This window comes from Halomonas jincaotanensis (assembly GCF_018448785.1).
Lineage (GTDB): Bacteria > Pseudomonadota > Gammaproteobacteria > Pseudomonadales > Halomonadaceae > Halomonas > Halomonas jincaotanensis.
Genome location: NZ_JAHCLU010000003.1, coordinates 262,797 through 284,050, shown reverse-complemented (window position 1 = coordinate 284,050; position 21,254 = coordinate 262,797). Strand labels below are relative to the sequence as shown.

The following is a 21,254-nucleotide window of genomic DNA, read 5'->3' as shown; positions in this document are numbered from 1 at the left end:
GCGCTTCAGGCCTCGCCCAGCAGGCCGAGGCTCGCTGCCGGGGCCTGGCGGCGCAGCCCCCGCGACAGCAGCTGGCCGATGGCGCCGATCAGCAGCGCCCCGAACAGCGGCAGCGTCAGCCACATGCCCCAGTGCACACGCGGCACCAGATCGAGCCAGACTATGTAAATGCCCGCCGCGGCAAGCTCCGCGAGCAGCGCGCCCATCAGGCCGCTGGCGAGGCCGAGAATGGCGAACTCGGCTCCCTGAACGCGCGACAGCAGCCGATTGCCGGCCCCGAACACCCGCAACAGGCCGCTCTCGTGGGCACGTACCGGCCGGCTTGCGGTCAGGGCGGCATAGAGCACGCTGACCCCGGCCAGCAGCACGAAGCCGAGCACCAACTCCACGGCCCGCGTCACCTGGGTGAGCACGTCGCGGACCTGGCCGAGGATGGCATCGACATTGAGCAGCGAGACGCCGGGGAACTCCTGCACCAGCCGCCGCTGGGTCTCGCTCTCGCCGTCTTGCAGATGGAAGGCGGTGATATAGCTGTGGCCGAAGCGCTCCAGCACGCCCGGCGGGAAGATCACGTAGAAGTTGGGGCGAAAGCTGTCCCAGTTCAGGCTGCGCAGGCTGGTCAGTTCGCCGACCACCTCGGCGCTGCCGATGGTGAAGGTCAGGGTGTCGCCAAGCGCCAGGCCGAAACGCTCGGCCAGGCCATCCTCCATGGAGATCGGCACCCGCTCGACGCTGGCCTCGGCCTGCACCTCGCTGTACCAGCCGGCGCCTTCCTCCCGCTCGTCGAACCACTCCCCCGCCACCAGACGATTGCCTTCCGGCAGGGTGTCCTGCCAGGTCAGGTTGAGCTCGCGACGCAGGGCATTGTCGCCGCGCGATTCCGCCGGCACCGCCTCGCGGGGTTCCTGGTCGTTGATGGCGGTGATCCGCCCGCGCACCATCGGGTAAAGGGCACTACGGGCATCGGCTGCGCCTTCGAGCACCTCGGCGAACGCCTCGCGCTCGGCGGGCTGGATGTTGATGGCGAAGTAGTTGGGGGTATCTTCAGGCAGCTGGTCCTGCCAGGTGCTGAGCAGGTCGCCACGCACCATGACGATCATCGCCATGGCGAAGAAGGTCACCGAAAACGCCAGCAGCTGGCCGAGGCTGGCACTGCGCCGACGGGCCAGCTGCTGGCCGCCCAGGCGCAACGCCTGTGCCAGTCCGCCATCCTGCCCGCCGCGACGCGGCAAGGCGGAGGCGAGCCGCAGCACACCGCTCAGCAACAGGCTGCCGAGCCCCCAGAGCACGCCCAGCATCACCAGGCCGCCGACCAGCAGCCCGACCGAAAGCCACAGATCGCCGGAGTAGAGCCACAGCAGGCCGCCGAACACCAGGCTCGCCATGGCCAGCACCAGCCAGGCCGAGGCCGGCAGTGGGTCGAGTTCGCGGCGCAGCACCTTGAGGGCGCTGACCTTCTTCAGCCGCAACAGCGTGGGGCCGGCGAAGCCCACCAGCACCGCCAGGGCGGTAAATACACCCATCAGCAGCGGGAGAAACCCCGGGGGCGGCAGCTCCAGCGACAGGAAGGTAGAAAGCAGCTGCAGTAGCGCGGCCTGGCCGATCAACCCCAGCACCGCGCCCACCGCCGAGGCGGCTAGCGCCAGCCACAGCAGTTGCAGCGAGAACAGCCGGACCAGCTCGGCCTGGGTGGCACCGAAACAGCGCATCAGTGCCGCGGTATCCAGGTGGCGATCCACGTAGCGCCTTGTCGCCATGGCCACCGCGACCCCGGCCAGCAGCACCGCTGCGAGCCCGGCGAGGCTCAAGTACTTCTCGGCGCGCTCCAGCGCAGAGCCGAGCTGAGGTCGGTCGCGCGTCACGTCCTGGACTTCCACTCCCTCACGGCGCAGCCGCTCGACCAGCGGCGCCACGCTCTCCACCGCCTCCGCCGAGCCGGCGGCCAGCAGCTCGAACTCGACCCGCGAGCCCTCCTGAATGAGGTCGGTGGCGTCCATGTCGTCGATGTGCATCATCAGCCGGGGATTGAAGCTGCCAAAGCCGGCGGACTGGTCGGCCTCGCGCTCGATCAGCCCGCCAACCTCGAGCTCCGTCTGACCGACCTGGACGCTATCGCCGACCTCTACCTCGAGCAACAACGCCAAGCGCGGCGCCAGCCAGACCTCGCCCGGCGACGGCCCGTGGGCGAGTGGCTCGACGCCCTCGCCAAGGTCGACGCGGTTCCGGCCGTAATGCGGGTAGACGCTGTCGACGACCTTGAGGCTCGCGGGCTGGAAGGCCTGGTCGTGGCGGATCATCGAGACCATGTCGACCTGGTCGCTGAGCGTTAGGCCGGCCTCCTCGAGGGTGCGCCGCAGCTCGGGGTCGAACGGGCGGCTCTGCTCCAGCACCAGGTCGCCGCCGAGCAGCTGTCCGGCCTGGCGGGTCAGGCCTCGGTCGAGGCGGTCGAGAAAGAAGCCGATCATCGTCGAGGCGGCCACCGCCAGCGCCAGCGCCATGAACAGCGCACGCACGTCGGGGGCGCGCAGGTCGCGAATCAGCCCGCGGGCCGAGAGGCGCAGCATTCGCGAGCCTGTGGCCATCCGGGTCGGTTGGCTCATGCGCTGACACCCTCGGGCATCCGCTCGACCAGCCGGCCACCTTCGAGATGCAGGCAACGATCGCAGCGCCTGGCCAGGGCATGATCGTGGGTCACCAGCACCAGGGTGGTGCCCGCCTGGTGGTTAAGATCGAACAGCGCCTCGATGATGCGCTCGCCGGTAGCGGGGTCGAGGTTGCCGGTGGGCTCGTCGGCGAACACCAGCTCGGCACCGGTGACGAAGGCACGAGCCAGCGCGACGCGCTGCTGCTCACCGCCGGAGAGCTGCTTGGGCAGATGGTTGAGCCGCTCGCCGAGCCCCACGCGGGTCAGCCAATCGCGGGCGCGCTGTTCGGCGTCGGGCTGGGGCGAGAGCTCTAGCGGCAGTAGCACGTTCTCAAGCGCGGTCAGGGTCGGCAGCAGCTGGAAGTTCTGGAACACGAACCCGACCCGGCCGGCGCGCAGCCGCGCCCGGCCGTCTTCGTCCAGCGCCGCCAGCGACTGGCCGAACAGCGACAATTCGCCGCGTGTCGGCGCATCGAGCCCGGCCAGCAGCCCTAGCAGGGTCGACTTGCCCGCCCCGCTCTGGCCGAGGATGGCCACGCTCTCGCCGGGGAACACCGTGAGCCTGAGATCACTCAGAATGGTGAGTCGCCGTTCGCCGCTGTCCACCTCCTTGTCGAGATGGTCGGCGTGTAGAATCGGCGTGACATCCGTTCGAGAGGCATTGGTCATGGTGAGAGCATTCCCTGTAGGTCTGGTTGGCGCGGCGGTGACACGAGTGACGGTCCGGTGGCTGGTGGTGGTGCTGGCACTGGTCGCGGTCCCGGCGATCGCCGAGTCGCACCCGGTGATCCTGATCATGGGCGACAGCCTGAGCGCCGCCTATGGCATCGAGCAGGAGGCGGGCTGGGTCAGGCGGCTCGAGGCGCGCCTGGACACCACGGCCGAGGTGGTCAATGCCAGCATCAGCGGCGAAACCAGCAGCGGCGGCGCGAGTCGCCTTCCCGAATTGCTCGGACAGCACGAGCCGGACATCGTTCTAATCGAGCTCGGCGGCAACGACGGCCTGCGCGGCCTGCCCCCGACCCAGTTCGAGGCCAACATGCGCCGCATGATCGAGGCGAGCCTGGCGGTTGATGCCGAGGTGGTGCTGCTCGGCATCGATATTCCCCCCAACTACGGTCAAGCCTATCGCAATGCCTTTGCCGACGTCTTCGCTCGGCTGGCCGACGACTACGATCTCCCGCTGCTGCCCTTCCTGCTGGAAGACATCGCGCTGGTCGAAGAGCTGATGCAGGACGACGGCATCCACCCCACCGCCGAGGCGCAGCCGATCATCCTCGATAACGTCTGGCCGGTGCTCGAACCGCTGCTGGAACGCAATGGCATCGATATCGCCGAAAAGGCGGCCGAGTAGCGAGCGGTCCATTCCTAGTCTATATTCGGACCATTGGATACCCAACAGTGGGGCACGCGCCATGCGCACCGAAACCATCAGCTACTTGAAACAGAACGCCGCGACGCTGGACGTCGAGGAGCCATTAGTCATCACCCAGAAGGGCAAGCCTACCTACGTGGTGGAATCCTATGCCGCCCACGAGCGTCGCGAGCAGGCCATCGCCCTGCTCAAGCTGTTGAGCCTGGGCGAGAAAAGCCGCGAGGAAGGCAAGACCATGACCGCCGAGGAGTTCATGGAACGCGTAAAAGCGCGTCATGCCGCCAGGCGAGGAGATTCGGAGTGACGCCAGACTGGCATGTGGTATTCGAGGATACGGCGACGGCCTCCCTTGAAGCCTGCGAGAACTTCCTACTTGATCGACTCGAGCTTCCCGTGAGCCAGGTCGAAGTCATTGCCATGGGCTTGATCGCCACCAGCCTGGAACGACTAACGCAAAGGCCGGAGGCCTTTCCGGCCTCCCGTCTCGCGCTGGAACTGGGCATCAGTCACTTTCGCGAACTTCTTATCGATAACTATCGCGTCATCTATCGTTATTGGCCCGAGCAGGGTCAGGTATCGGTCTACCTCTTCGCTCATCAGCGTCAGGACTTCAAGCAGCTGCTGTTCGAGTATCAGCTGCTCTCCTGAACGGCTAGTGCCGGACTTTTCTGCCACTGCTGGAGCCCCAGTCCGCCGAGGATCAGCACCAGCCCGATCAGGGTCGAGGGCAGGATCGGCTCGCCGACCACCAAGTACAGCAGCAGCAACGACACTGGCGGCGAGAGGAAGATCAGGTTCGATACCTTGGCGGTGCGCGACACCTTATGGACCGCCAGCTGCCAGAGCACGAAGGCGATGCCCATCTCGAACAGTCCCACGTAGATACCCGCACCGAAGGCCAGCCCGCCATGCCATTGCAGGCCCGGGCCGACCAGCAACAACACCGTGAGCACCGGCACCCCGACGCTGAAGTTCTGCCACTGGGCGACCAGTGGCGAGCGATGGTCGCGCGCGTTGAGCAGCCAATAGAGCGCCCAGAGCAGCGTCGAGGCCAGCGCGCAGGCCACGCCCAACGGGTCGGCGAAGGCCACATCGAACACCTGGCCGCGCGTGGCGATCACCCAGACCCCGGCGTAGGCGACCAGGCCGGCCAGCACGTCCATGCGTGTGAGCCGCTGGCCGAGCAGCGGCACGGCGAGAAAGGCCATGGCCAGCGCCCAGGTGTAGTTGAGCGCCATCGCCTCCTGGCCGGGCAGCCGGTCATAGGCAGCGAACAGCACGAGATAGTAGGCCACCGGGTTCATCAGTCCGGCCCAGGCGGCCGTGCGCCAGCCCCCGCTCAGCGCCTCACGCAGCCGCCCCTGGCGCGCCACTAGCACGCCCATCAGGGCCCAGGACACCAGCGATGCCAGCCACATCAACTCCAGCGGACTCATGTAGCCCAACGCCACCTTGAAGGCGGTGGCCACCGTCGACCAGAGCGCCACTGCGCCCAGGCCATAGAGCATCGCCTGACGGTCCTGATCGGCGAGACCCAGGCTCATCGATCGACATGCCCCAGATCACGCGATGGGTCGAGACGGTCGCGCACCGCCTGTTTGAGAGGCTTGATGTCGGGGAAGCCGCCGTCGCGCTTGCGCTCCCAGAGCGACTCGTCGTCGTAGAAGATCTCGAAGGTGCCGCCGTGGGAGGGCACCAGGGCGACGTCATCGAGCAGTTCACCGAAGGTGGACAGCAGCTCCTGAGCGTACCAGGCGCTGCGCAGCAGCCACTGGCACTGCGTACAGTAGTGAATACGGATGCGTGACATGGCAACCTCCGTGTCGTGACAATGGGCGAGCTAAAACAATCGTTGACCGATGATAGCAGCCAGGACCCGCCGATGGCCTCACCCCCGATCAGTCAGACACGCCTCTATGAGTGGCTTACCGGCGACGAGGACAGCCGGATGTGCCGGGATATCCCCGATGAAGCCTGCGAGGAGCAGCCCCGCCATTTCTTTCTCCACCTGCTGGCGTCGCTGGGCAACAAGCTGGCCGACGAGCTTTCCAGCGCCAGGCTGGTCCTGCCCTGGCTGCTGGGGGTAATCGGCGCGCCGCTATGGATGGTCGGGCTGCTGGTGCCGATCCGTGAGTCCGGCGCGCTGCTGCCGCAACTGTTCGTGGCAGGCTTCATCCGCCTGAAACCGCGGCGCAAGTGGGTCTGGGTCGTCGGTGGCGCCTTGCAGGCCCTGGCTGCGGTCGCCCTTGCCCTGCTGGCGCTGATCGGCCAGGGCGGGCTCGGCGGCGCGCTGGTGTTGTTAGCGCTGGTCATGCTGTCGCTGGCCCGGGGACTGTCATCGATCGCCACCAAGGACGTGATGGGCAAGACGATCGCCAAGCAGCGCCGCGGCAACCTCATGGGCTGGAGTGGCAGCGTGGCCGGTGCGATGACGCTGCTGGCCGGTGCCGTGCTGATGCTGTTCGACGAGCGCCCGGGCGAGTTCGCGCTTGCCGTGCTGCTGGGCGTGGCGGCCGCGGGCTGGACGCTGAATGCCCTGTGCGCGGCGCGCATCCACGAGACACCGGGCGCCGTGGAGGGCGGCGAGAATGTTCGTGACAGCCTGATGCTGGGACTGCGCCTGCTGCGCGACGACCGCACCTTCCGGCACTTCAATGTCGCGCGCGGCCTGCTGCTCTCAAGCGCGCTCGCCCTACCCTACGTGGCCCTGCTCGGCCAGCGGCAGAGCGGTGCCGAACTCGGTGGGCTGGGCCTCCTGATCGTGGTGTCAGGGCTTGCCGGGATGCTGGCTAGCCCACTCTGGGGCAAGCGTGCCGATGCTTCCAGCCGGGTCGTCATGCGCGATGCCGGCCTGGGGGCGGCGGTCTGCTGTTTGCTCGGGGCGGCCGTCGCCTGGTTACCGGGCGCCTGGAGTGAAACGGTGGTGCCATACGCCCTGGTCTATGCCTTGTTGGTGATCGTGCACACCGGCGCTCGCCTCGGCCGCAAGACCTATGTCGTCGACATGGCAGGCAGCGACAACCGGGCGCTCTACGTGGCACTGTCCAATACCTTCACCGGCGTGCTGATGCTGGTGTTGGGCGGTGTCGTCGGGGCACTGGCTCAGTGGCTGGGACCCGCGGCACTGCTGGTATTGCTGGCGATCATGGCGCTGGCCGCAGCGGTGAGTGCCCAGCGTCTCGACGAAGTGGAATAGGCGCGTTGGGCCTTACGCGTTGAAATCCCGCCCGCGCCTCGCCATGATGTGGTAAGACACTGGTATGTGCTGATGTCGTCATCCCTGGCGACCAGAACAGGATTCGCGACAGGAATGCCCAGAATGGAACGTCCAGAATGAAACGATCCCCCTTGATCAGCCCGGAACTACTGGAACGTGTCATCGACGCCTCGGAAGACGGCATCGTGGTTGCCGAGCAGGAGGGCGACGAAAACATCCTGATCTATGTGAACAAGGGCTTCGAACGCCTGACCGGCTATAGCACCGACGAGATTCTCTATCGCGACTGCCGTTTCCTGCAGAACGAGGACCGCGACCAGCCGGGGCTGACGACCATCCGTAAGGCACTTGCCGAGGGGCGTGCCTGTCGCGAGGTGCTGCGCAACTATCGCAAGGACGGCACCCTGTTCTACAACGAGCTTTCGATCACGCCCGTGTTCGACGAAGACGACAACCTTACCTATTACATCGGGGTGCAGAAGGATGTGACCGAACGCGTCGAGGCCCAAATGGAACTTGAGCGTCTCAAGAAGGACCATGGTATTGAGTGAAGCACCCAAGTCAGCAATGCAATAAAAAGCAAGGCTGATAAAAGCAAGGCGATAACAAAAGCGACACGAAAAAAATTGCCGCAAGGTCTTGCCCTCCCCTTCATCTCGCTATATATAGCCAGCAGGCAACGTCAGTTGCCCGATGACGCTTCATGTCCCGGCATTCGGACAAGAAGCGATACGAATGTGCTGGGACGAATATGAATGGGACATGAAGGAGGGCATCGAATGAGCCGCAGTATCTTGGTCAATGAATTGCTGGATGACGAGTTGGACACCCACGATGCGATGAACGACGACGATTATGGTCGCTCACGCCCCAGCAGCAGAGCCGATACCCTGCGCGCGCGACGGCGTGTCGAAGCTTTGCTGGAAGACCGCCGCCTGCGGCGCGCCATCGAGGATGACTGGCGTCTCGAAGAGTAGGCAAGGCGGCTGGCAAGGCAAAAGCCGGGCGAGGCACCACCGGCATCGCGCTGAATTGGCGCGACTCTCCTGTGGCCGGCCGCGATGAGGCTAGCCTTTCCACGGTCCGGCCACTATCATCATGGCCACTGACATCCTCCAACCAAGTGGCATTCCATGGCGCAATACGTCTACACCATGAATCGGGTGGGCAAGGTCGTGCCCCCCAAGAAACATATCCTCAAGGATATCTCGCTGTCCTTCTTTCCGGGCGCCAAGATCGGCGTGCTGGGCTTGAACGGCTCCGGTAAATCGACGCTGCTGCGCATCATGGCCGGCGTCGACACCGAGATCGAGGGCGAAGCCCGTCCCATGCCGGGTCTCAACATCGGCTACCTGCCCCAGGAGCCAGAACTCGACGACGAAAAGAACGTGCGCGAGTCAGTCGAGGAGGCACTGGGCGAGATAAAGCGGGCTCAGGAGAAGCTCGATGCCGTCTATGCCGCCTATGCCGAGCCGGATGCCGACTTCGACGCCCTGGCCGCCGAACAGGCCAAGCTCGAGAACCTCATCGAGGCATCCGACGCCCATAATCTCGAGCGCAAGCTGGAGGTCGCCGCCGAAGCATTGCGCCTGCCGCCCTGGGAAGCCCGTGTCGGCAACCTGTCCGGTGGCGAGCGGCGCCGCGTGGCCCTGTGCCGCCTGCTGCTTTCCAACCCGGACATGTTGCTGCTCGACGAGCCCACCAATCATCTGGACGCTGAATCAGTCGCGTGGCTGGAACGCTTCCTGCACGACTACTCGGGTACCGTGGTGGCCGTCACCCACGACCGCTACTTTCTCGACAACGTGGCGGGCTGGATCCTCGAGCTGGACCGCGGCCAGGGGATTCCCTTCGAGGGCAACTATTCCCAGTGGCTCGAGGCAAAGGAAAAACGCCTCGAGAAGGAAGCCAAGCAGGAGGCCTCCAAGAACAAGGCGATCAAGCAGGAGCTCGAGTGGGTGCGCAGCAATGCCAAGGGTCGACAGGCCAAGAGCAAGGCACGCCTCAACCGCTTCGAGGAGATGCAGTCCGGCGATTTCCAGAAGCGTAACGAGACCAACGAGATCTACATTCCGCCCGGCCCGCGCCTGGGCGACAAGGTCATCGAGTTTCACGACGTGGCCAAGGCCTTCGATGGCCAGCTGCTCTACGAGAACCTGTCGTTCAGCATTCCCAAGGGCGCTCTCGTCGGCATCGTCGGTGGTAACGGCGCCGGCAAGTCGACGCTGTTCAAACTGATCACCGGCCAGGAACAGCCCGATGCCGGCGAGGTGGTTCTCGGCGATACGGTCGAGATCGCCTATGTTGAGCAGCTGCGCGACGCGCTGGACAACAAGCAGACGGTGTGGGAAGCGGTGTCCGACGGTCAGGATATTCTCAACATCAATGGCTACGAGGTATCGTCGCGGGCCTATGTGGGTCGCTTCAACTTCAAGGGCAACGATCAACAGAAGCGCCTTTCTGAGCTCTCGGGCGGCGAGCGCGGCCGCTTGCAGCTGGCCCAGACCCTCAAGCAGGGCGCCAACGTGCTGCTGCTCGACGAGCCGTCGAACGACCTGGATATCGAAACCCTGCGTGCCCTCGAGGAGGCCCTGCTGGCCTTCCCCGGTTGCGCCATGGTGATCTCCCACGACCGCTGGTTCCTCGACCGCATCGCCACGCACATTCTCGCCTTCGAGGGCGAGTCGCAGGTGGAGTTCTTCGAGGGCAATTACACCGAATACGAGGCCGATCATCGCAAGCGCGTCGGTAATGACACCCCGCACCGCATGAAGTACAAGCGTATTGACGCCTGATACCTTGCTGGCCATGCTTGCACAGAAGCCCCGTCTGTTTAAGGCGGGGCTTCTGTTTGTACTAACTACTTATACTATTTACTCCTATGCGCTTGCTCCATTAGCCCAGCCGGCTCGCACTATTCGTTCGTGCTGGCGTGCAAGGATGTGTCGATGATCGCTCTGCTCCAATACCCCCTGCAGGTCACCAAGGCGTTTCGCCAGAGTATCGCCTACCTGCCCAGCCTCCTGGCGCTGGGCTATTTCCTGGTCGGATTGCTCGCGGTAGTGCCGCATGAAGGACTCATCTCAATGCCCGGCTGGCTTGAGTTCGTGCGCTTCAACGACACCGACACCCTGCGCACCCTGCTCTCGACATTGATCGCCGGCATGATATCGCTGGTGGTGTTCAGCTTTTCGATGGTGATGTCGGTGCTGTCACAGGCCGGCGGCCAGTTTTCTCACAAGCTGGTCTTTGGCCTGGTGACCGAGCGCCATCATCAATGGGTGCTGGGCAACTATCTGGGCACCATCCTGTTCATCCTGATGCTCCTGATGGTGCCGGATAACACTGTCACTCCCGATACATGGCGCTCGCTTGCGGCCTATCTGGGGGTGGTCATGGTCATCCACTGCCTCGCCCTGTTCGTCTACTTCATTCACAAGGCCTCCCAGACGGTGCAGGTCAACTCGGTAGTCGCAGGCCTGCATCTGGCAACGAGCCATTCGCTGGCCAGCCTGAAGCATCGTCAGCAATCGCCTCGCTACATGCGGGTGGCTGCCACTATACCTCCGGCGGCACCCACGTCGTGCCATCGTACCGAGATTCGCTCGCGCCAGACAGGCTTCATCCAGAACGCCAACTTTGCCAAGCTTGCCGAGCTTGCCGCCAACATTGAGGGTGTCATTTATTTGAATTTCTCCCCGGGGGATTTCACGCTGGACGACTTCCCGTTGCTGTATGTCGATGCGCCTTCCGGGCTTGATAGCGAGTGGGTCGACGAAGTGCTGGCAAATATGCTGTATGGCGAGGGCGAATCGATCGAGGACATGCATGTACACGGCCTGACGCAGCTGATGGAAATGGCCGTCAAGGCGCTATCGCCCGGCATCAACGACCCGGGCACCGCGCGCCTGTGCGTCAATCAGCTGACCGACCTGCTGCGGCGCCGGCTGGATTTCGACCCCTGTAACGCCCTGGTGGATGAACACAACCGGTTGCGCGTCACCTGGCCGGCGGAAAGCTTCGAGAGCCTGATCTACCGGGTTTTCACGCCGATTCTCCACTACGGCCACGACGACGTGACCATCGGCCTGAGCCTGCTCAAAGCGTTGAAGAGCCTCTCCCTGTATGCCGAAGGCGCGGAGCGAAGGTTGCTGCAGGCCTATGCCGAGCGGGTCATCGGCGCGCTGGCCGACGCCGCCGACCACCGGCTGGATCGCGACTTCATCAGCGCGCGCCTCAACAGCGGCGAGCATCGCCTTGAGCTTCCCGACCACCTCGGCTATCGAGAATAGAACCGCGGCTCGCCTTTGGGGCGGGTCTTGAAGCGTCGATGCAGCCAGAGGTATTGCTCGGGATGCTTGCGGATGGCCGCTTCGATGATGGCGTTGATGCGGGTGGCATCGGCCACCTCGTCGCCACTGGGAAAGTCCTCCAGGGGCGGCAGATACTCCATTGTGTAGGTGCGATCATCGGGGTTGCGATGAAAGATCAGCGGAATCACCGGCGCTCCGGTCATCCGCGCTATGCGCGCCGTCATCCTGACCGAAGCTGCCTGAATACCGAAGAAAGGCGCGAAGACGCTGGCATCGCGACCGAAGTCCTGGTCCGGCGAATACCAGACGCAGTGCCCGGCCTTGATCCGCCTGACCACCCCGCGCAGATCGAAACGATCCAGGGTGGCATCGAAGTAATCTTGACGGGCGCGACCCATGAAGCGGTCGAAGAGCGGGTTGTTGTGGGGGCGGTAGACCGCATCCGCGGAGAAGAACAGCGAATGCAGTGCCGCCCCAAGGTCGAGGGTCGAGAAGTGCATGCCCAGGATCAGCGCGCCCTGCCCTTGGCGCTGCAGACGTTCCATGTGTGCCTGTCCCTTGAAGGTCACCCGATGACGAAGATGTTCAGGGTCGCGACACCAGGCTGTGGCCGTCTCGAGGATGCCGATGCCGTTGGCCCGAAAGGTGTCCTTGACCAACGCCTGCTGCTGCGCCTCGCTCAGCTCGGGAAAACACAGCCGGATGTTGGTCTCGGTGATGCGCCGCCGTCGCCCGGCGAAACGCCGGGCCAGGCTACCGATGAGCGTGCCGATCCACAGCTTGAGCCGCCAGGGCAGCCAGGCGGCGACATGCATCGCGCCGATGGCCAGCCAGGTGGACCAGTAGCAGGGATGGGAAAACGAAGGGGGTCGGTCTTTACGTGGCATGCCCTGGCCCGTGACGTTGGTGACGTTCATTGGAAACGTAAAAGAGTAAGCGCTTAGTCAGCGCCGCCATGATAGCGCCTCGGCACCCGTGGCAGCACTCCGGTGAGCAGGGTGTAGCTGATGGTATCGCAGTGGCGGGCCACCTCGTCGACGGAGAGAAATTCACCCGTCGTGGCACGCCCCCACAACACTACCTCGCTGCCGATATCAGCGTCCGGAATGTCCGTGATATCGACCGTGAGCATGTCCATCGACACCTTGCCGGCGAGGGCCGCGCGCCGGCCTGCCACCAGCACTGGCGAACCGTCTGCGGCGTGCCGGTCGTAGCCATCGCCATAGCCACCGGCCACCACCGCGATTCGCGAGGGACGCGGGGCCCTCCATCGCCCGCCATAGCCCACTGGCTCACCGGTGGCGAGCGTCTGCACGGCGATGATCGCCGAGCGCAGGGTCATCACCGGGCGCAACTGGCGGCTCGTCTCGCTGGACGCCTCCAAGGGGTCGCTGCCGTAGAGCATAACGCCCGGGCGATTCCAGGCACCGTAGGCCTGGGGCCAGGCCAGCGTCGCCGGCGAGTTGGCCAGGCACAGCGGTGCATCGAGCCGCTTGGCCAGCGCGCTCAGCACGGCCATCTGCTGCTGGAAGACGCCGGGGTCCATGGCGTCAGCGGTGGCGAAATGGCTCATGAGGTGCAGATCGCACGCTTGCTCCGGCGATGCGGCCAGCCGTTCCCACACCGTTTCGGCACGCTCGGGGGTAAAGCCGAGGCGGTGCATGCCGGAATCGACCTTGAGCCAGACCGGAATCGGACGAGCGAGACGACGGGCGAGCAGCGCCTCGAGTTGCCAGTCGCTGTGCACGACCATCCACAAGTTCAGCGCCTCAACGTCGCCGAGCTCGACCGCCTCGAAGATGCCCTCCATCAGCACAATGGGGGTGGCGATGCCCGCCGCACGCAGGCTCTCGGCCTCCTCCAGACTGGCCACGGCAAAGGCCGGAGCCAGCCCAGCTAGGGCACGAGCACAGGCAATGGCGCCGTGCCCATAGCCATCGGCCTTGAGCACGGCGAGGGTTCGACTGTGAGGCGCGAGGCCTCGAGCGAGGCGGTAATTGTGCCGCAGAGCGTCGAGATCGATATCGGCGATCAGCGGCCGGCTCATGCCAGGCGTTTGCTCATTCGAAGATCGCGTCCAGCGAGAGCCCTTGCTTGTCGAGGACTCGACGCAGCTTTTTCAAGGCCTCGACCTGAATCTGCCTGACCCGTTCGCGCGTCAGGCCGATTTCCTCGCCCACCTGTTCGAGCGTTGCCGCCTCATGCCCGCGCAGGCCGAAGCGGCGCACGACCACCTCCATCTGCTTTTCGGTGAGCTCGGCGAGCCAGTCATCGACGTGCTGCTTGACGTCGCCGTCGACCAGGCAGGATTCGGGACCCTGATCGTTGTCGTCGGCCAGCGTATCGATCAGGGGCTTGTCGCTTTCGCCGCCCATCGGATAGTCCACCGACGACACGCGCTCGTTGAGCCCCATCATTTTCTTGACGGCACTCACCGGCTTGTCGAGATAGTCGGCAATTTCCTCGGCGGTGGCCTCGTGATCGAGCTTCTGGGTCAGCTCGCGTGCCGCCCGCAGATAGATATTGAGTTCCTTCACGACATGGATCGGCAGGCGGATTGTGCGCGTCTGGTTCATCAGTGCTCGCTCGATGGTCTGACGAATCCACCAGGTGGCATAGGTCGAGAAACGAAACCCGCGTTCGGGGTCAAATTTCTCGACGGCGCGTATCAGCCCCAGATTGCCCTCCTCGATCAGATCGAGCAGCGTCAGGCCACGATTGAGATAGCGCCTGGCGATCTTGACCACCAGGCGCAGGTTGGATTCGATCATCCGTGAGCGACCCATCGGGTCGCCTTGTTGGGAGAGGCGACCGTAGAAGACCTCCTCTTCCGGCGTCAGGAGCGGCGAGAAGCCGATCTCGTTTAGATAGATCTGGGTCGCATCGAGGCTATGATGATGGCGGTCCTCGCGATTCAGTGCCTTCTCGAAGGCCGTCTCGTCGACGCTTGCCACCTCATCGAGCCGTGGTTCGTCGTCATCTCTTTCGATGGCGTCATCATCAGCCTCTTCGATCTTGTCGAGATTCACATCCTGAAGATCCCGTTCAAGCATGCTCATCAATAGCTACCCCGTGGTTGCGTCCAAGAGCCGCTAGTCCCTTGGCGGATGGATCGGCGCAAACATTTTTTTCGGTGTGACTCAGCGGTGCATCGGTCGTATAACCCAAGGCCGGGCATCCTGTATCGCCACACCTGTATTAATTATACTTAAAGAAGCACCTTCAATGCGCCTTACTCGGCTTTTCCTGCCGTCTACCACTGTACCTGTAAGGTAAGTCTGCAAGGTGAAGGGCTCCTATCAATCTCAGCGTGATGGAAGGAAGTCAAGGGGATTTTCGGGCTGGCCGTCCTTGCGAACCTCGAAATGGAGTCGAGTATCCTCGGCGTCACTGTTGCCCATCGTTGCAATGGTTTCGCCGGCCTCGACCACGTCGTTTTCCTTGACCATCAGGCTGTCGTTGTGGGCGTAGGCGCTGAGAAACTGATCGTTATGCTTGAGCAGTATCAGGTTGCCGTAGCCCCTGACGCCGCTGCCTGCATAGACCACGATTCCCGGGCCAGCCGCCTTGACAGGTTGCCCCTTTTGTCCAGCGATATCAATCCCGGCGGTGATGCTTCCACCGTCGCCGAATTGACCGACGACTTCGCCCTCCACCGGCCACTGCCACGGCACTTCATCGACCGGTGTGTAGGTACGGCCGGACTGCTGCTCCGAGGCCGGCTCACCGGCAACCGAGGTGCCGGCATCCGCCTGCCTCGGCGCCGGTTCCTCACGACTTGCTGCGGTGTTCGTCGGGTCTTCTTGTGTCTCGCTGGCCGGCTCCTCCTGGACGGCATCGTCCGCTTCAGACATCGCGACCTGCTGGCTCTCGGTCTCCCGGGTCGCTTCGCTGGCGACACGCTCCGCTTCGAGAGACTCGCGCTCGGCGACATCACGTTCGCTGAGTGAGCCATCGGCCCCGGGGCTTTCGAAATTGTAGACGGGACCGGGACCATCCTTGGAACCGCTCACCGCCGCGGCGCCCAGCATGGCGGTCTCGCTCAGTCCTTCGGCGTCGGGGTCGCCGACGGCATCTTCCAGCGGCCTGGCTGTCAGCCGGCGATTGCGCTCGATGGCATCATCGTCGGGACGCAGCCAATCGACATCCCCGTCCGATTCATCGGCCGTGCCGAGGCCGGTGGCAACTACACCGCGTTGCTCGCTGCCGGCCTCGTCGTCAGCGCCTGAGGAGGCCTGCGCCTGACCGCCGTCACCGTTCAATACCAACCGCTGGCCGGGCTCGATGCGATAGGGAGGCCCGATGCTGTTGCGCTGAGCCAGGTCGCGATGGTCCATATTGTGTCGCCAGGCAATACCGTAGAGCGTATCGCCGGCTTGGACGGTGTAGTCAGAGGAGGACGAGTCCGCACGACTGGCCGACAGGTCGCGGACCTGCACGGATGGCTCTCGAGCCTGCTCGGTGGCGCAGCCGGCCAGTACCAGAGACAGGCTGGAAATCAGCAAAACCTTACGCATCGGAGCCTTCCTCCTTATTTGTCCGTTTAGACGAGCTTGTCCGTTGAGATGAAGATGCATGGTGAGCGACCTCTGACCGGGATGGCGAACCGTCCCGATCGGGGGCTTGCGAAGAGGCGTCATCGGGCCCTGCAGACGGCTGCGTCCGGCCCGTGCGACCCAACCAGAGTACCAGCGTCGAGCCTATCAGGATCAGCACCACGATGCCGCCGAGTTGCGCGCTCTCGCCTGTCAGCAGGGCGTAGTCACCGGGCGTCAGGTAACGGTAATCCAGGGGAATCATCTGTCCCTCGGGGCCCAGCTGGTAGCGTACCAGCTCTCGCCAGGGCCAGAGTACCGGCAGGGAGCCGATGATGAAGCCCACCAGCAGCTGAAGGGTGGCCGTGTGATGATGCTGCAGCAGCCAGGAGAGCAGACGTGAGAAGACGAAAAGACCGAACAGGCAGCCCAGCCCGAAAATGCTCAGCAAGCCGACGTCGAAGCCCCGGATGCCGTCCATGACGGTGCCGTAGAGCCCCATGGTCAGCAGCAGGAAGCTACCCGATACACCCGGCAGCAGCATGGCGCTGATGGCGATCGCCCCACCCAGCAGCAGCGTCAGGTTCTGGCTGCCGAGCAGCCCGATGATCGGCATCAGCGAGGGGAGCCAGTGCGCCATCAGGAGCCCGACGATGAGTGGCAGAATATGCCACCAGCGCCAATCGGCGGGATGCCGGCTCACCACCAGCGCCGAGGCGGCCACCAGTCCGAAGAAGAAGCCGTTGAGCAACAGCGGATGGTCCGCCATCAACCAGACCACCAGATGCGCCACGCTGATCAGGCTGACGGCGACCCCTGCCATCAGGGGCACGAGGAAGGGCAGATTGAGATGCATCGTCAGGCCCGATAGGCCGCCGCGGCGCCAGGCGCCGAAGGCGGAAGGCCCGAACTGCTTGATGCTGTGAATCAGCTCTTCGTAGATACCGGTGACGAAGGCGATGGTGCCGCCCGAGACGCCGGGAACCGCATCGGCCGCCCCCATGCCGGCGCCCCTGAGAAAGATACCGAGAAAACGCTTCACCGAATGACTCCTTCCAGCAGCGGCACGAAGCGTACCGGCTCCAGTCGCTGTGGTTCGAATGCCGAGCCCCGGCGTTGCACCCGGGTCAGCCATTGTTGCCCCTGCGCATCGGCCAGGGGCGTGATTAACACGCCGGCATCTGCCAGCTGAGTCAGCAGGGGTACGGGCATTGCGCTGGCACAGGCCGTGAGCAGGATGACGTCGAATGGCGCCTGTTCCGGCCAACCGTGCCCACCGTCGGCCAAACGCAGTCGAGTATTGCGGGCCTGCAGCCGGCGCAACCGTTGACCAGCACGGTGATGCAGGGCATTGATCCGCTCCACCGACCAGAGTTCCGGCACCAGGCGCGACAGCACCAGGGTCTGGTAACCAGAGCCGGTGCCCACCTCGAGCACGCGTGACGGTTGCGCCTGGATCACCAACTCGGTCATCCGCGCGACGATCCATGGCTGCGACAGGGTCTGGCCATGGCCGATAGGCAGCGAGGTATCTTCATAGGCACGATGCGACAGAGCCTCGTCGAGAAACAGGTGTCGCGGCTCGCGTGCCATGATCTCAAGCACCCGGGGATCGCGTATGCCCTGTTCGGCAAGGCGATCAGCCATTCGGTCGCGGGTGCGTTGCGAGGTCATGCCGATGCCACGCAGCAAGTCGATTCCGGATTCAGGTGAGTGCATTCAGCCAGCCCTGGACATCGTCGATCGTGGCATGCCGCGTCAGGTCGGTCTGCAGCGGGGTAATCGAGACGAAACCCGCCTCAACGGCGGCGAAATCGGTATCCGGCCCATCATCGGCGTTCTCGCCCACCGCGGCAATCCAATAACGCTTGCGCCCCCGGGGATCCAACACCTCGAGCGGTCGCGCAGCGGGGCCGCGGTAGCCCGTACGCGTGACCCGAAAGCCCTGGATCTCTTCCCAAGGGAGGTCGGGCACGTTGACATTGAGCAGGCTGCGTGGCGGCAGGGAGAGCTGCTCCGCCGCCCCGACAAGACTCGCCGCCACTCGGCCGGCGGTGTCGAAGTAACGCGACCCGACCAGCGACATGGCGATGGCCGCCATTCCCAGATTGCGCCCCTCCATGGCCGCGGCCACGGTGCCGGAATAGAGCACATCGTCGCCCAGGTTACCGCCATGGTTGATGCCCGAGATCACCAGATCGGGCTTCTCGTCCCAGACGCCGTTAACGCCGAGATAAACGCAATCGGCCGGAGTACCATCAACACTGTAGAAACCGTTGTCGAGCGCCGACAGCGCCAGCGGCCGACTCAAGGTCAGGGAGTTGCTGGCACCACTCTTGTCCCGATCCGGCGCCACCACGCGCAGCTTGGCATGGGGCATCAGGGCTTCATAGAGGGCGAGCAGCCCCGGGGCGTGCACCCCATCATCGTTGGAAAGCAGCAGTCGTCGCATGGAGTGTCCTCGTTGGCCTCCCGACTCACAGGCCGGGCTGCATAATCAATTCGCGCAGCACCGCGGTGGCGAAGGCGCCTCTGGGCAGGCTGAACGTCAGCAATGCCTCCGCTGCTTCCCCACCTGCAGGGCCGGCGGGGCGCTCGAGCGTGGCGTCGGCCAGCGCCAGGCGCAGCGTCCGGCGCGCGAGTCGCACGCCCGCCTGTTCAAGCCCCTGGCACAGCCCCGGATAGCGCTCGGGGAGCGTCGCCTCGAAGGCGCGCGCCTCGCCCTCGGCCACCGAGTCACCGACGCCCCACAGCACGCCGGTGGGGTGCAGGTCGAGCCGGGCGGCCCGCTGGAGCAGCTCGGCATCCGGCGTCTCGACACTGAACTGGCTGGCCGTGCCGTCGAGCATTACCACATCGCCGGGTAGCGGTATCGACCCGCTGCCGTCGCGGATTCGCGCGGCCAGCAACTCATTGAACAGCAGGCTGCGGGTCGCCGAGAGCAGCATGCCGTCACGATCATCGCGCTTGCGCCATCCACGTGCCAGCAGGGCACGAGCGCGCACCAGGTTGCGCCCGTCGGGACCGAAGCGCTGCGGCCCGAAATAGTTGGCGACACCGTCTCGGCACAGCCGCGCCCAGCGCGCCTCGAGACTCGGATCTGCGGCTGCCGGCCCCGTGATACGCAGGCGAAAGCGATTGGCGCGATGCACGCCACGCTTGAGCTTGCGAGGATGCCGCCCCTGGTCCAGCACGCGGATACCCAGGGCCGCGAGTCGCTCAACCAGGTCGCCGGGCGCCTCTCGCCCCGGCAAGTGGACCGAGAACCACTGCCGCGTCACCGCCACGCGATCCTTCATGCCAGAATAGCCCACCGACCTTGGCGATACCTCGCAGCAGCTGGCCAGTTCGCGGGCCACCATCGCCGTGGTCAGGTCGCGCTTTTCGACCCACAGCCAAAGATGCTCGCCCTCGCCTTCCGGCGCGAAGCCCAGGCATTCCTCGACCCGAAAATCCTCGGGGCTCGCGCGGTACTCACCGGGTAACGGCGGGCCGAATGCCGCGTCCAGCACCCGCGGCCAGGCCGGCGGCCAGTCGATAGCGTCCAGCCCGGCATTATCCACTCGCGGCCTCCGTGTCATGCCGGAGCAGCAGCACCACGGCTTCCGCGGCAATGCCCTCGCCGCGACCGGTAAACCCCAGCCGTTCGGTAGTGGTGGCCTTGACGTTCACCGCCCCTTTCTCGACATCCAGATCCGTCGCAAGATTGGCCACCATCGCGGCAATGTGTGGCGCCATTTTGGGCGCCTGGGCGATCACGGTGGCATCCAGGTTACCGAGCCGATAACCGGCCACCTTTACCCGCTCCATGACCCGACGCAGCAGCATGCGGCTGTCGGCGCCGGCCCAGGCCGGGTCGGTGTCAGGGAAGTGGTGGCCGATATCGCCGAGCGCACAGGCGCCCAGTAGGGCATCACAGACGGCATGCAACAGCACGTCGCCATCGGAGTGGGCGACGAAGCCGTGTTCGAAAGGCAAAGCGACGCCACCGATCATCAGCCGGTCGCCCTCGCCGAATCGATGCACATCGAAACCGTGGCCAATGCGAATCATAGCGTTCTCAACATGGTTGGATGGTGGTCTTTGTCGAGGGTATAGCGGCCTGGGCTGACAGCACCAGCGCGGCCAGCGCCAGGTCCTCGGGATGGGTGATCTTGAGATTGTCGCGACGCCCGGGCACCAGTTGGGGCGACAGGCCGAGGGCTTCCACGGCCGAGGCCTCGTCAGTCACCGCGATGCCACCTGCCCGGGCGTGACGCAGGGCACGGCGCAACAGGCCATAACGGAACCCCTGGGGCGTCAGCGCATGCCAGAGATCGCTGCGCGGCTGCGTTGCGGCCACGCGACCCTCGCCGTCATCGCGCTTCATGGTATCGGCCACGCGCGTGGCCAGCAGACCCCCTACCGGGTCGTCGGCGAGACAGGTCACCAACCGCTGCAGGTCGTCGACGGTGACGCAGGGTCTTGCCGCATCGTGCACCAGTACCAGGTCATCGTCCGCCGCCTCGCCGGCGATCGCCTCCAGGGCATGGATGACCGAGTCGACCCGCTCGGCACCACCGGTCACTCGGCGCCAGCCGGCGAACGGCACCCAGGCGGGGTCGAAGCTACTGCCCTCAATATCGAGGCAAAGGCACAGCCGCGACGCGGGAAACGCCTGATAGAGTCGCGCCAATGTATGCGCGAGCACCGGACGCCCATCGATAGACAGGTACTGCTTGGGGATTTCTGCCCCCATGCGCCGACCCTGCCCCGCGGCAGGCACCACCAGCCACAGCGTCTCGCTCATCGTTCGTCCTCTGGTGTAACGGGGGCGGGTGACGCCTCCATGCGCTCGGCATTGGCCTGGGGAGGCGTCACCTCGACCACCACGCCGGGCACCCAGAAGAACTGCTCGTCGGTACGCACCATGCCCAGGTCGCTGCGCGCACGCTCCTCGATGGCATCGAGGCCGGTCTTGAGGTCGACCACCTCGGCGGCCAGGCGGGCATTGCGATCACGCAACGGCCGGTTTTCCTCCTCGAGAACCGCGACCCGCTGGCGAATTTCCTGCAACTCCCGCACACCGCCCTGCCCTAGCCACAGCCGATACTGCAGCAGGGCAAGCAGGACGACGAGCACGATGGCCAACCACTTGAGCATTCGGTACGTCCGTCTAATACGACAATGG

General features: G+C 64.8%; 23 protein-coding genes. 8 read left to right on the top strand and 15 right to left on the bottom strand.

The genetic code is table 11. The annotated features are described in order from the left end of the window. Nucleotides 1-5 precede the first annotated feature (5 nt). Together KG088_RS04575 and KG088_RS04570 are read right to left on the bottom strand one after the other, a co-directional pair. Nucleotides 6-2,600 (bottom strand): ABC transporter permease, encoded by a 2,595-nt coding sequence (locus KG088_RS04575; RefSeq protein ID WP_213824311.1) that lies wholly within the window; start codon nt 2,598-2,600, stop codon nt 6-8. After that, nucleotides 2,597-3,313: an ABC transporter ATP-binding protein gene (locus KG088_RS04570; RefSeq protein ID WP_213824310.1), complete on the bottom strand. Its 717-nt coding sequence runs from the start codon at nt 3,311-3,313 to the stop codon at nt 2,597-2,599. Before KG088_RS04570 ends, KG088_RS04575 begins: the two co-directional genes overlap by 4 nt. Here KG088_RS04570 and KG088_RS04565 point away from each other — a divergent pair. The 3 genes from KG088_RS04565 to KG088_RS04555 all read left to right on the top strand — a co-directional run bounded on the left by KG088_RS04565 (nt 3,312) and on the right by KG088_RS04555 (nt 4,667). Next, nucleotides 3,312-3,998, top strand: a complete 687-nt coding sequence (locus KG088_RS04565; RefSeq protein ID WP_213824309.1) for an arylesterase — start codon at nt 3,312-3,314, stop codon at nt 3,996-3,998. The genes KG088_RS04570 and KG088_RS04565 overlap by 2 nt on opposite strands. Nucleotides 3,999-4,059: 61 nt before the next feature. Beyond that, complete coding sequence (locus KG088_RS04560; protein ID WP_213824308.1) at nt 4,060-4,323, top strand: type II toxin-antitoxin system Phd/YefM family antitoxin; 264 nt, start codon at nt 4,060-4,062, stop codon at nt 4,321-4,323. Next, on the top strand, nt 4,320-4,667 hold the full coding sequence (locus KG088_RS04555; RefSeq protein WP_213824307.1) for a type II toxin-antitoxin system RelE/ParE family toxin: 348 nt from the start codon (nt 4,320-4,322) through the stop codon (nt 4,665-4,667). Before KG088_RS04560 ends, KG088_RS04555 begins: the two co-directional genes overlap by 4 nt. Here KG088_RS04555 and KG088_RS04550 read toward each other — a convergent pair. Both KG088_RS04550 and KG088_RS04545 read right to left on the bottom strand, forming a co-directional pair. Continuing rightward, nucleotides 4,652-5,563, bottom strand: coding sequence for a DMT family transporter (locus tag KG088_RS04550; RefSeq protein ID WP_250148061.1), 912 nt, complete (start codon nt 5,561-5,563; stop codon nt 4,652-4,654). The two genes, KG088_RS04555 and KG088_RS04550, sit on opposite strands and share 16 nt — an antisense overlap. Beyond that, complete coding sequence (locus KG088_RS04545; protein WP_213824306.1) at nt 5,560-5,829, bottom strand: SelT/SelW/SelH family protein; 270 nt, start codon at nt 5,827-5,829, stop codon at nt 5,560-5,562. The genes KG088_RS04550 and KG088_RS04545 overlap by 4 nt, the downstream gene beginning before the upstream one ends. A gap of 72 nt (nt 5,830-5,901) precedes the next feature. On the opposite strand from KG088_RS04545, the gene KG088_RS04540 reads away from it, so the two are divergent. The 5 genes from KG088_RS04540 to KG088_RS04520 all read left to right on the top strand — a co-directional run bounded on the left by KG088_RS04540 (nt 5,902) and on the right by KG088_RS04520 (nt 11,528). Then, nucleotides 5,902-7,215, top strand: a complete 1,314-nt coding sequence (locus KG088_RS04540; RefSeq protein ID WP_213824305.1) for an MFS transporter — start codon at nt 5,902-5,904, stop codon at nt 7,213-7,215. Between the two features lie 137 nt (nt 7,216-7,352). Continuing rightward, complete coding sequence (locus tag KG088_RS04535; protein WP_213824304.1) at nt 7,353-7,787, top strand: PAS domain-containing protein; 435 nt, start codon at nt 7,353-7,355, stop codon at nt 7,785-7,787. Between the two features lie 228 nt (nt 7,788-8,015). Then, nucleotides 8,016-8,213 carry a PA3496 family putative envelope integrity protein gene (locus KG088_RS04530; protein WP_213824303.1) on the top strand — a complete coding sequence of 66 codons (198 nt, stop codon included), beginning with the start codon at nt 8,016-8,018 and terminating at the stop codon, nt 8,211-8,213. Between the two features lie 156 nt (nt 8,214-8,369). Beyond that, a complete protein-coding gene (ettA, locus tag KG088_RS04525; RefSeq protein WP_213824302.1) occupies nt 8,370-10,031 on the top strand; it encodes an energy-dependent translational throttle protein EttA in 1,662 nt (553 codons plus the stop codon). A 153-nt stretch (nt 10,032-10,184) separates the two neighbouring features. Beyond that, nucleotides 10,185-11,528 (top strand): DUF2254 domain-containing protein, encoded by a 1,344-nt coding sequence (locus KG088_RS04520; protein ID WP_213824301.1) that lies wholly within the window; start codon nt 10,185-10,187, stop codon nt 11,526-11,528. On the opposite strand, the gene lpxL is transcribed toward KG088_RS04520, so the two are convergent. The 11 genes from lpxL to ftsB all read right to left on the bottom strand — a co-directional run bounded on the left by lpxL (nt 11,516) and on the right by ftsB (nt 21,226). Then, nucleotides 11,516-12,436, bottom strand: coding sequence for an LpxL/LpxP family Kdo(2)-lipid IV(A) lauroyl/palmitoleoyl acyltransferase (gene lpxL / locus KG088_RS04515; RefSeq protein ID WP_213824300.1), 921 nt, complete (start codon nt 12,434-12,436; stop codon nt 11,516-11,518). The two genes, KG088_RS04520 and lpxL, sit on opposite strands and share 13 nt — an antisense overlap. Nucleotides 12,437-12,489: 53 nt before the next feature. Continuing rightward, nucleotides 12,490-13,596: an alanine racemase gene (gene alr, locus KG088_RS04510; RefSeq protein WP_213824299.1), complete on the bottom strand. Its 1,107-nt coding sequence runs from the start codon at nt 13,594-13,596 to the stop codon at nt 12,490-12,492. A 13-nt stretch (nt 13,597-13,609) separates the two neighbouring features. After that, entirely contained in the window at nt 13,610-14,608 is a 999-nt protein-coding gene (gene rpoS, locus KG088_RS04505; RefSeq protein WP_213824298.1) for an RNA polymerase sigma factor RpoS, read from the bottom strand. A 246-nt stretch (nt 14,609-14,854) separates the two neighbouring features. Further along, nucleotides 14,855-16,066, bottom strand: a complete 1,212-nt coding sequence (locus tag KG088_RS04500; RefSeq protein WP_213824297.1) for a peptidoglycan DD-metalloendopeptidase family protein — start codon at nt 16,064-16,066, stop codon at nt 14,855-14,857. Beyond that, entirely contained in the window at nt 16,059-17,126 is a 1,068-nt protein-coding gene (locus KG088_RS04495; protein WP_319941380.1) for a DUF368 domain-containing protein, read from the bottom strand. The genes KG088_RS04500 and KG088_RS04495 overlap by 8 nt, the downstream gene beginning before the upstream one ends. Then, on the bottom strand, nt 17,123-17,803 hold the full coding sequence (locus KG088_RS04490) for a protein-L-isoaspartate(D-aspartate) O-methyltransferase (RefSeq protein ID WP_213824296.1): 681 nt from the start codon (nt 17,801-17,803) through the stop codon (nt 17,123-17,125). The genes KG088_RS04495 and KG088_RS04490 overlap by 4 nt, the downstream gene beginning before the upstream one ends. Next, the gene (gene surE / locus KG088_RS04485) at nt 17,790-18,536 is read right to left on the bottom strand and encodes a 5'/3'-nucleotidase SurE (protein ID WP_213824295.1); all 747 of its coding nucleotides are present in this window, start codon (nt 18,534-18,536) and stop codon (nt 17,790-17,792) included. Before surE ends, KG088_RS04490 begins: the two co-directional genes overlap by 14 nt. A 25-nt stretch (nt 18,537-18,561) precedes the next feature. Next, a complete protein-coding gene (gene truD, locus KG088_RS04480; RefSeq protein ID WP_213824294.1) occupies nt 18,562-19,665 on the bottom strand; it encodes a tRNA pseudouridine(13) synthase TruD in 1,104 nt (367 codons plus the stop codon). Then, on the bottom strand, nt 19,640-20,137 hold the full coding sequence (gene ispF / locus KG088_RS04475) for a 2-C-methyl-D-erythritol 2,4-cyclodiphosphate synthase (protein ID WP_213824293.1): 498 nt from the start codon (nt 20,135-20,137) through the stop codon (nt 19,640-19,642). The genes truD and ispF overlap by 26 nt, the downstream gene beginning before the upstream one ends. Nucleotides 20,138-20,144: 7 nt before the next feature. After that, nucleotides 20,145-20,873, bottom strand: coding sequence for a 2-C-methyl-D-erythritol 4-phosphate cytidylyltransferase (gene ispD / locus KG088_RS04470; protein WP_213824292.1), 729 nt, complete (start codon nt 20,871-20,873; stop codon nt 20,145-20,147). Continuing rightward, entirely contained in the window at nt 20,870-21,226 is a 357-nt protein-coding gene (gene ftsB / locus KG088_RS04465) for a cell division protein FtsB (protein WP_213824291.1), read from the bottom strand. Before ftsB ends, ispD begins: the two co-directional genes overlap by 4 nt. Nucleotides 21,227-21,254: the final 28 nt, after the last annotated feature.